Genomic DNA, 10,708 nt, shown 5'->3' on the forward strand with positions numbered 1-10,708 from the left:
ACTTAGAGGGGTGACATTATAGATGCATTTGCAATTTACAGATGAGCAAATTATGATGCGCGATATGGTTCGTCAATTTGCTCAGGAAAAAATTCAACCATGGGTGGAGCGAATGGAAGCGGGAGAATTTCCACGTGAGCTTCTACAGCAAATGGGTGAACTTGGCTTAATGGGGATTACGACTCCAGAAGACTTAGGTGGCTCTGGCATGGATTTTACATCTTATATTATTGCGATTAATGAACTATCAAAAGTAAGCGCTGTAATGGGTGTTATTTTATCCGTCCATACTTCAGTTGGAACGAATCCAATTATTTACTTTGGAAATGACGAACAAAAGAAACGTTATGTACCAAAGCTTGCAACAGGCGAATATTTAGGCGCATTTTGTTTAACAGAACCAAGTGCAGGCTCAGACGCTGGCTCTTTACAGTCAAAGGCAGTGCGTGATGGCGATGAATATGTGATTAACGGCTCCAAAGTATTTATTACAAATGGTGGAGAAGCTGATGTGTATATTGTATTCGCATCTACTAACCCAGCTGAAAAAACAAAGGGTATCTCAGCATTTATTGTTGAAAAGGGAACATCTGGTTTAATCATCGGAAAAGATGAGCATAAGATGGGCTTGCACGGCTCACGTACAGTTCAGCTGACATTCGATAATTGTCGCATTCCAGCCGACAACCTACTTGGGGAAGAGGGAGAAGGCTTTAAAATTGCGATGGCCAATTTAGATGTTGGACGAATCGGCATTGCTGCACAGGCGTTAGGAATTGCTGAGGCGGCACTAGAGGCGTCTGCTGCTTATGCTAAAGAACGCATTCAATTTGGCAAGCCGATTGCCGCACAACAAGGTATTGGCTTTAAGCTTGCGGATATGGCAACGGCTGTTGAATCTGCAAAACTGTTAGTCTATCGTGCAGCTGATTTACGTGCAAAAGGTTTACCATGTGGAGCAGAAGCTTCAATGGCTAAACTTTTCTCATCACGAACAGCGGTACAAACGGCAATAGAGGCTGTTCAAATATTTGGCGGCTACGGCTATACGGAGGATTATCCAGTAGAGCGCTATTTCCGCGATGCAAAGGTGACAGAAATCTATGAAGGTACAAGTGAAATTCAACGACTAGTCATTAGTAAACATTTACTGAAATAAAGCCTGAAATAAAGCGATGGGAACCGTTCCAGAGTGAGGGGAAAACGTTTCTAGAGGGTGTAGAACTGCTCTGAAATAAGGCAAATCTTCCTAATCCAAACTAACAATAATCAGGTAACACAAAACAGAGTCTAACTAAAAAGGGGAAATGGACAATGAACTTTCAGTTAACAGAAGAGCATGAACAATTACGTGAAATGATTCGTGATTTTGCTATAAATGAAGTGGCGCCAACAGCTGCTGAACGTGACGAAAATGAAGAATTTGACCGTGCGATTTTCGACAAAATGGCGGAGCTTGGGCTTACTGGTATTCCATGGCCTGAGGAATATGGTGGTGCAGGATTTGATTACCTTGCATATGTCATAGCTGTTGAGGAACTTTCACGTGTTTGTGCTTCGACTGGGGTAACTTTATCTGCACATACTTCACTGGCAGGTTGGCCACTCTACAAGTTCGGTACAGAAGAGCAAAAACAAAAATACCTTCGTCCAATGGCTGAAGGCAAACATATTGGTGCATATGGTTTAACAGAACCAGGCTCTGGCTCTGATGCGGGTGGCATGAAAACTTATGCAAAACGTGATGGCGATGATTATATTTTAAATGGCTCAAAAATCTTTATTACGAACGGTGGAGTAGCAGATACATATATTGTATTTGCAGTAACAGATCCAGAAGCAAAACATGGCACATCCGCATTTATCGTGGAAGCTGGATTTGAAGGTTTCTCTGTAGGGAAGAAAGAAAAGAAATTAGGAATTCGTTCATCTCCAACAACAGAGATTATTTTTGATAACTGTCGTGTTCCAAAGGAAAATCTATTAGGGGCTGAAGGAGAAGGCTTTAAGATTGCTATGACGACACTAGATGGTGGACGTAATGGTATTGCGGCTCAAGCAGTAGGAATTGCACAAGGAGCACTCGATGCAGCAGTTGACTATGCCAAAGAACGTGTGCAATTTGGTAAACCGATCACTGCAAATCAAGGCATCTCCTTTAAATTAGCCGATATGGCAACTCAAATTGAGGCTTCTCGACTACTTACATACCAAGCGGCATGGTTAGAATCTAATAACCTACCATATGGTAAGGCATCTGCAATGGCGAAATTAATGGCTGGCGATACAGCGATGAGTGTGACGACAGAGGCGGTTCAAGTATTTGGTGGCTATGGTTATACAAAAGATTACCCTGTAGAGCGCTTTATGCGTGATGCTAAAATTACACAAATTTACGAAGGTACGCAGGAGATTCAACGTCTTGTTATCTCGCGTATGCTAACGAAATAATTGATGACTGATAAAGATAAAAGGCCCCAAGTACAGTCAACCGTAAAAGATGAAAATCTAATCGCCATTCGTCGTGAACAAATGATCCAAGGAGCTATTAAGCTATTTAAAGAAAAGGGCTTTCACCGTGCCACGACGAGAGAGATTGCAAAAGCTGCTGGCTTTAGTATCGGTACTTTGTATGAATACATCCGAACGAAAGAAGATGTTTTATACCTTGTTTGTGACAGTATCTATCACCATGCAATGGAGCGTCTTTCAAGTTATGAGGTTAAAGCAGGAACAATTGATGAGTTAAAAGAAATGATTCGGGAATACTTCCTGCAAATCGATAGTATGGTTGATGAGCTAACAATCATGTATCAAGAAACAAAATCATTGTCAAAAGAAGCACAACGCTATGTTTTTAGTAAAGAGTTTGAAATGGTTGCCACATTTGAACGCTTGTTACAGCGATGTGTGCAGTCTGGCGAACTAACTATGACAGATAAGCAAATCCATTTAGCAGCCAATAACTTAGTTGTTTCAGGACAAAGCTGGGCGTTTCGCAAATGGGCTTTACATCGTCAGCATTCTATTGACGAATTCATTGACATGCAAATCACCTTGTTCATTTCAGGCATAAAGGGGTTTTAATATTTTGTAAGGGGTTTGTCGGCAATTGCATATAGCGATATTGCAATTGCTGGCTTTTTTTATTCAAAAAGGGGAGAAAGTGGGGATTTCATATGACAAAGGTAGAAGTATATCGTCCAAAAAATCACGTACGTTTTGTGACAGCATCGAGTCTTTTTGATGGACATGATGCTTCAGTCAATATTATGCGACGCATTTTACAATCGAGCGGTGTAGAAGTAATACATCTAGGTCATAACCGCTCTGTTGAAGAAGTCGTGAATGCTGCGATACAAGAAGATGCTCAAGGGATTGCTGTTTCTTCCTATCAAGGCGGACATATGGAATACTTTAAATATATGTATGATTTACTGCGTGAAAAAGGAGCACCACATATTAAAATTTATGGCGGTGGTGGAGGAGTTATTTTACCTCGTGAAATTAAAGAGCTTCATACGTATGGCATTGCAGGGATATTCTCACCAGAGGATGGCCGTGTTTTAGGGCTACAGGGAATGATTAATGAGCAAATTAAAGGAACAGATTTCCCGACTGCAACAGGTAATTATTTAGAGAAATTAAAGGCTTTAACGACAGAGACACCTGAAATTTTAGCCAATCTAATAACAGCAGCTGAGTCAAATGACGATGAAGCTACGAAAGAAATGCTAGCAGAGGCAAGAAAGCTTTCAAAAGGTACGCCTGTAATGGGGATTACGGGAACAGGTGGTGCAGGGAAATCATCCTTAACGGATGAACTGATTCGCCGCTTCCTAAAAGAATTCCCAGATAAACGTGTAGCCATTCTATCAGTCGATCCAACAAAGCAAAAAACGGGTGGAGCATTGCTTGGGGATCGTATTCGCATGAACGCTATTTTTAATAACCGTGTTTATATGCGTAGTTTAGCAACACGTGGCTCACGTACAGAATTATCTGCATCAATTGGTGATGTGCTAGATGTAGTACGTGTAGCAGGTTATGACTTAATCATCGTAGAAACAAGTGGAATCGGTCAAGGTGATGCCGAAATTACAAAATACACGGATCTATCTATGTATGTCATGACAAGCGAATTCGGTGCACCTACACAACTTGAGAAAATTGATATGATTGACTTTGCAGATGTTATTGCGATCAATAAATTTGAGCGAAAAGGCTCAGAGGACGCCCTTCGACAAGTACAAAAACAATATCAACGTTCCCGCGAGCTTTGGGATGAATCACTTGATAACATGCCAGTCTACGGTACAATAGCTAGCCAATTTAATGACAAAGGCACAAATGCGTTATTCGCCGCCCTCGTTAAAATAATTAACGAAAAAACAGGTTTTAATTGGGAAACAAGCTATGAGCAATTTGCGAAAACGCAAAAGCAAGATGTTATCATTCCAAACGATCGCCGTTATTATTTACGTGAGATTACGGACACTGTCCGTGGCTATCATAAAAAAACTGAGCAGCAGGTGGCATTTGCGCGTCGACTATTCCAATTAGAAGGTGCTATTGCAGCTGTCCAAGAAAAAGCGCCAGATGATGTGCTTGTGGCATCGCTTACTTCTTTAGCAGAAGGTGTTAGAGATGAATTAACAGCAGAATCCAAGCGTATATTGGATAATTGGCAGGCATTAAAAGAAGCGTATGCTGGCGATGAGTTTGTGACTAAAGTTCGCGATAAAGAAATTCGTACCATCTTAAAAACAACTAGTCTTTCTGGCACGAAAATTCCAAAAGTAGCATTACCGAAGTTTGAAGACTATGGGGAAATCTTGCGTTGGGTTTATAAAGAAAATGTTCCTGGCGAATTCCCATATACGGCGGGTGTATTCCAATTCAAACGTGAGGGTGAAGATCCGAAGCGTCAATTTGCTGGCGAAGGCACACCAGAACGTACAAATAAACGCTTCCATTATTTATCCAAAGATGATGATGCAAAACGTTTATCTACAGCATTTGATTCTGTAACCTTGTATGGGGAAGACCCAGATTACCGTCCAGATATTTACGGTAAGGTTGGAGAATCAGGTGTATCGATCTGTACACTAGAAGATATGAAAAAACTTTACGCAGGCTTTGATTTATGTGCACCGTCTACATCTGTATCAATGACTATTAATGGACCAGCACCTATTATTTTAGCAATGTTTATGAATACAGCAATCGATCAACAAGTCCAATTACGTGAGCAAGAGCTAGGACGAACTTTGACAGTTGAAGAGTTTACCGAGACACGTGAAAAAACATTGCAAGTCGTACGTGGAACAGTACAAGCTGATATTTTAAAAGAAGATCAGGGCCAGAATACATGCATTTTCTCAACAGAGTTTGCTTTGCGTATGATGGGCGATATTCAGCAATACTTTATAGACCATAAAGTACGTAACTATTATTCTGTTTCCATTTCTGGTTATCATATTGCGGAAGCTGGAGCAAACCCTATTTCCCAATTAGCCTTCACCTTAGCTAATGGCTTTACGTATGTAGAGTATTATTTAAGTCGTGGCATGAATATTAATGACTTTGCACCAAATTTATCATTCTTCTTCTCAAATGGACTAGATCCAGAGTATACAGTAATCGGCCGTGTGGCACGACGTATTTGGGCTATTGTAATGCGTGATAAATACGGTGCTAATGAGCGCGCTCAAAAGCTAAAGTATCATATTCAAACGTCTGGGCGTAGTTTACATGCACAAGAGATTGATTTTAATGATATTCGTACAACATTACAGGCTTTAATGGCATTACAAGATAACTGTAACTCATTGCATACAAATGCCTACGATGAGGCCATTACTACACCTACGGAGGAATCTGTAAGACGTGCTATGGCAATTCAAATGATTATTACAAAAGAGCATGGTCTAGCAAAAAATGAAAACCCACTACAAGGTGCGTTTATTGTTGAAGAATTAACAGATCTTGTGGAAGAAGCGGTTCTTGAAGAGTTTGATCGTATCAATGATCGTGGCGGTGTGTTAGGTGCTATGGAAACACAATACCAACGTGGTAAAATTCAAGAAGAATCTATGTACTACGAAATGTTAAAACATTCAGGGGAGTTACCAATCATTGGTGTTAATACTTACTTGAACCCAAATCCACCTTCAGATGCTGATATAGATAATATGGAAATTGCACGTGCATCTACAGAAGAAAAAGAGACGCAAATTCAAAATTTACAAGCTTTTTGGAAAGCACATGAAGAGGAAAGTGAAGCTGCAATTGCACGTCTACAAGAAGTGGCTGTCAATAATGGTAATATTTTTGCTGAGCTGATGGAGTCAGTAAAAGTAGCAAGTTTAGGGCAAATTACAAAAGCTTTATATGAAGTTGGCGGACAATATCGACGTAATATGTAAGCAAGGTTGATCAAAACTTCTTGTTTTCTATTTCAAGTATCCTGCTTCTCTAATTTCTAGTGTCTAGTCTTAAGATTAGGCACTTCTTTTTATTTTCGTTATAATAGAAATGTAAAAAAAGGGGAGGCGCAGTAGAGGATGAAATCAGCTAATCACTACATAATTATATTAGCTTTAGTATTGGGAGCCTTTTTCCTGTATAATAAGCAAATTGGCGCTATTCCTTTACTACTATTATCTGTCTATTTGTTTTATCTTGGAATAAAAAAAATGCGTAATATAAAAAACAGTAATTGAAGCTAGCAAAGGGGCTAAAACTTTGTATATAATGGGTATTATGCTTATTGTATGGAAAGAACCTTTTGCGTGGCCTTTTTTGCTGCGCTTGGAGAATAAAGCACCATGTAATTTTAAAACGTCCATTGTGATGAGGGAAAGGAAGTGCACGAATTGAATTTTCGTGAAATGACAAAGGAACAATTAACAGAAGAATCGTTAATTAACTTAGCTTATGCAATTTTAAATGAAAAACGTGCCTCAGTGTCTTTTAATGATTTATTAAAATTAATTCAAGAGCTTGTGGGCTATAGTGATGCAGAAATGAAATCCCGTCTGTTACAATTTTATACAGATATCAATATTGATGGTCGCTTCTTATATAATCAAGAAGCAGGCTGGGGCTTACGTGAATGGTTTAAAGTAGAGCAAATCGAAGAAGAAACAGCTCCTTCTGTTAAGACTCAAAAGAAAAAATCTAAAGCTGCCTTTGATGATGAAGATCTTGATGAAGAGGTAGACTTAGATGAAGAAGATATCGACTTTGATGAAGACTTTGAAGAGTTCATTGATGAAGAAGAACTTGATGAAGAAGAAGATGATAAAGAAGATATTGACTTTGACGATGAAGATTTAGAAGAAATTGATGAAGAAATCGATGAAGAGTTTATTGATGAAGAGGAAGAAGAATTTGAAGAAGAAGAGGAAGAGATTTAATACAGTACTCTTAGAATTTTCTTTCTTTTAAGCTAGAAGCAAAAAATCTTGACTTCTATCACGGTTACGTTTAATCTTTTACTTGGGCTCCTTAAAAGAAGGAGAAAGACCGTGTATATAATACGCTCCCCCTGCAAACCTATGCAGGAGGAGCGTTTTTTTGTTTTTAACTTTAATCATTTTAGTTCTCCCATACTTTTAATATCGATATGAATATAAATGTTTTTAATTATTCATGATGTATAGTAAAAGGTGACTGAATAGTTATTAGAGTTTTATGGTTTAAAGGAAAGTGGAAAAGAGATAGAACCGATTACAGCTTCGAATCGACTACATTGTGTAGACATTCTCGGCTTTTCTTTTTTTAGGGTATTAGAATGTAAATGGTTCTGATCCCCCCTAAACGCACTAATATTTTAGAACATCATAAGGAGGAATTTATTCATGACGAAGTATATTTTTGTAACAGGTGGGGTTGTATCATCACTTGGAAAAGGGATTGTTGCAGCATCTTTAGGCCGTTTATTAAAAAATCGTGGGTTAGAAGTGACGATTCAAAAATTTGACCCATATATCAATATTGACCCAGGTACGATGAGTCCTTATCAACATGGTGAGGTTTTTGTAACAGATGATGGTGCTGAGGCTGATTTAGACTTAGGACACTATGAACGTTTTATTGATATTAACCTAGGGAAACATTCTACAGTAACTTCAGGTCGTGTTTACCAATCTGTATTACAGAAAGAACGTCGAGGAGATTATAATGGTGGAACAGTCCAAGTAATTCCTCATATTACAAACGAAATCAAAGATCGTATCCAACGTGCTGGTCGTGAAACAAATGCAGACGTTGTGATCACAGAAGTTGGTGGAACAGTAGGTGATATTGAATCATTACCATTCCTAGAAGCCATTCGCCAAATGAAAACAAATTTAGGGCATAACAATGTAATGTATATTCACTGTACACTTATTCCCTATATTAAAGCAGCTGGTGAACTTAAAACAAAACCTACACAGCATTCTGTTAAAGAATTACGCTCTTTAGGTATTCAGCCAAATATTATCGTAGTTCGTACTGAACAAGAAGTACCACAAGAGATGAAAGAGAAATTAGCATTATTCTGTGATGTTCAACCACATGAAATTATTGAATCTCGTGATGCTGAGCATTTATATGAAGTACCATTAAACCTACATGCGCAAGATATCGATGATATCGTTTTGGATCATTTTGGTATGGAAGCTCCAGAAGCAGATATGGAAGAATGGCGTGACCTTGTAGAAAAAGTGAAAAACTTACCAAATAAAAGAAAGGTAGCATTAGTAGGGAAATACGTAGAACTACAAGATGCTTACATTTCTGTAGTTGAGGCATTAAAGCATGCTGGATATGCATTTAATTCTGATATTGAAATTGACTGGATTAATGCAGAACACGTTGATGCTAACAATGTGGCCTCTCTATTAAAAGGTGCTGACGCTATTTTAGTACCAGGCGGCTTTGGTGATCGTGGTGTTGAAGGTAAAATCTTAGCAACACAATATGCACGTGAAAATAATGTTCCTTTCCTAGGCATTTGTTTAGGTATGCAATTAGCAACAGTAGAATTTGCACGTAATGTACTTGGCCTAAAAGGTGCTCATTCTACAGAGCTTGATGCAAATACGGAGTATCCAATTATCGACTTCCTACCAGATCAAAATGATACTGTAGATATCGGTGGTACTTTACGTTTAGGTTTATACCCATGTAAATTAAAGGATGGTTCAAAAGCTAGCCAAGCCTATGGTAAAGAGCTTGTTTATGAGCGTCATCGTCACCGCTATGAATTTAACAATGAATATCGTGAGGCAATGGAAGCAGCTGGCCTTGTCTTCTCAGGTACAAGTCCTGATGGCAAATTGGTTGAAATTATTGAGCTACCAGAAAACAATTTCTTTGTAGCATGTCAATTCCACCCAGAGCTAGTGTCACGTCCAAATCGTCCACAACCATTGTTCCGCGATTTTATCGGCTCAACATTTAAATAATTAAAAAGAGTTGTCTCGTTATATACGAGACAACTCTTTTTAATTTGATGACTACAATTCTTCTTCATCCAACCCAAGCATTTCATCATAAGCAATTTTGACAGCTTCATATACAAAGAGTCCTGCAAGTGCATGTGGTACAACAATACGTTGACCTAGATCATTTGGTATTAAACCGCCTTTAATGCGTGTAGAAACATACGTATAGGCTAAATCTGCAAGAGGGTTCTCTACATTAGCTGCTTCACTAGCTATAGCAGCAAAGGGAATAAATTGAGTATTTAATTTTTGTGCTAAGACGAGTGCTTCCTCATCATATGCACTACGAGTAAAAATGCAAACCCGATCAGCTTCTGTTAAGCTTGTGTCTGTAGTCCAAGGTGCTAACTTGCTAAAGGGTTCGACTGCTTGAAGTGCATTTAATGCCACAACCTGCATTTCTCCAAAGCAAGCAAAATAGACATTTCCTTCGCCGATTGCGGCTTGTGCTAATAACCTTGCTGTTTCCTCGATAGCATCTTCTTCATTTTGTATAATTCTTTGTAATAATCCACTTAATTGTGTTGTTAGAATTTTTGACATGTTCCCACCTCTATTCATATTATAGGGGGGTAAAAGGTAGAAAGCAAAAGCAGATAATTTATAATACTAGAAGGTATTAAGCTGAAAAAGGAGAATTATACATAATAAAGAAAGTTTTTGTGTAAGAATAAAACAAAAAAGGGCGGAATGCGATGTGAAACGATTACTAATTGTCGATGATCAGCAGGGAATTCGTTTACTTTTAAATGAAGTGCTGAAAAAGGAAGGATATATTACATATTTAGCAGCGAATGGTTCAGAAGCATTAAAGTATGCAGACGAACAAGAGATGGATTGTGTTTTACTGGACATGAAAATTCCAGGAATGGATGGTATTGAAATTTTGAGACGTTTAAAAAAGAAGTTTCCGAAGCTGCCTGTTTTTATGATGACAGCATACGGAGAATTGGATGTTGTGCAAGAAGCGTTAGAATTAGGAGCCATTCGTTACTTTACAAAACCGTTTGATATTTTCGAAGTGCGTGATGAAGTAAATAAAGCTTTACAAGTTTAAAAAGCAGGCAGTGGACACACGGCCTGTTTTTTTTATGTAGATCAATTTTCAAGTGAGAGGACTTCGTTGCGTTCCACTTCACTTCGTCAGCCCCTGCCGCTACGTTCCACTCCGCTTTCGGGTAGAAAATAATAGCCCCTGCTTTTCAGGAGGG

At 38.6% G+C, this 10,708-nt stretch carries 8 protein-coding genes; 7 read left to right on the forward strand and 1 reads right to left on the reverse strand.

All coding sequences use genetic code 11. The features are described from left to right. Window positions 1-22: 22 nt before the first annotated feature. From EW028_RS10070 to EW028_RS10095, 6 genes are all read left to right on the forward strand, one after another. Window positions 23-1,159 carry an acyl-CoA dehydrogenase gene (locus EW028_RS10070; protein WP_131520778.1) on the forward strand — a complete coding sequence of 379 codons (1,137 nt, stop codon included), beginning with the start codon at window positions 23-25 and terminating at the stop codon, window positions 1,157-1,159. Between the two features lie 155 nt (window positions 1,160-1,314). After that, complete coding sequence (locus tag EW028_RS10075; protein ID WP_016993589.1) at window positions 1,315-2,451, forward strand: acyl-CoA dehydrogenase; 1,137 nt, start codon at window positions 1,315-1,317, stop codon at window positions 2,449-2,451. A gap of 3 nt (window positions 2,452-2,454) precedes the next feature. Then, on the forward strand, window positions 2,455-3,087 hold the full coding sequence (locus EW028_RS10080) for a TetR/AcrR family transcriptional regulator (protein WP_131520779.1): 633 nt from the start codon (window positions 2,455-2,457) through the stop codon (window positions 3,085-3,087). Window positions 3,088-3,179: 92 nt separating this feature from the next. Continuing rightward, window positions 3,180-6,428, forward strand: a complete 3,249-nt coding sequence (gene icmF, locus EW028_RS10085) for a fused isobutyryl-CoA mutase/GTPase IcmF (protein ID WP_131520780.1) — start codon at window positions 3,180-3,182, stop codon at window positions 6,426-6,428. 450 nt (window positions 6,429-6,878) lie between these two features. Further along, window positions 6,879-7,421 (forward strand): DNA-directed RNA polymerase subunit delta, encoded by a 543-nt coding sequence (gene rpoE / locus EW028_RS10090; RefSeq protein WP_131520781.1) that lies wholly within the window; start codon window positions 6,879-6,881, stop codon window positions 7,419-7,421. A gap of 444 nt (window positions 7,422-7,865) precedes the next feature. Next, window positions 7,866-9,458: a CTP synthase gene (locus EW028_RS10095; RefSeq protein WP_048393729.1), complete on the forward strand. Its 1,593-nt coding sequence runs from the start codon at window positions 7,866-7,868 to the stop codon at window positions 9,456-9,458. 51 nt (window positions 9,459-9,509) lie between these two features. Here the strand turns inward: EW028_RS10095 and EW028_RS10100 are convergent, their stop codons facing one another. Next, the gene (locus EW028_RS10100) at window positions 9,510-10,040 is read right to left on the reverse strand and encodes a DUF2529 family protein (protein WP_131520782.1); all 531 of its coding nucleotides are present in this window, start codon (window positions 10,038-10,040) and stop codon (window positions 9,510-9,512) included. A gap of 154 nt (window positions 10,041-10,194) precedes the next feature. On the opposite strand from EW028_RS10100, the gene EW028_RS10105 reads away from it, so the two are divergent. Beyond that, window positions 10,195-10,554, forward strand: coding sequence for a response regulator (locus tag EW028_RS10105; RefSeq protein ID WP_004269444.1), 360 nt, complete (start codon window positions 10,195-10,197; stop codon window positions 10,552-10,554). The last annotated feature ends 154 nt before the right edge of the window (window positions 10,555-10,708 follow it).

Source organism: Lysinibacillus sp. OL1 (assembly GCF_004332175.1).
Lineage (GTDB): Bacteria > Bacillota > Bacilli > Bacillales_A > Planococcaceae > Lysinibacillus > Lysinibacillus capsici.

Bases quoted from the DNA above. Each gene is read 5' to 3' on its own strand.
- EW028_RS10075 (WP_016993589.1), top strand. From the start codon at position 1,315: ATGAACTTTCAGTTAACAGAAGAGCATGAACAATTACGTGAAATGATT.
- EW028_RS10070 (WP_131520778.1), top strand. From the start codon at position 23: ATGCATTTGCAATTTACAGATGAGCAAATTATGATGCGCGATATGGTT.
- EW028_RS10080 (WP_131520779.1), top strand. From the start codon at position 2,455: ATGACTGATAAAGATAAAAGGCCCCAAGTACAGTCAACCGTAAAAGAT.
- icmF (WP_131520780.1), top strand. From the start codon at position 3,180: ATGACAAAGGTAGAAGTATATCGTCCAAAAAATCACGTACGTTTTGTG.
- EW028_RS10100 (WP_131520782.1), bottom strand. From the start codon at position 10,040: ATGTCAAAAATTCTAACAACACAATTAAGTGGATTATTACAAAGAATT.
- EW028_RS10095 (WP_048393729.1), top strand. From the start codon at position 7,866: ATGACGAAGTATATTTTTGTAACAGGTGGGGTTGTATCATCACTTGGA.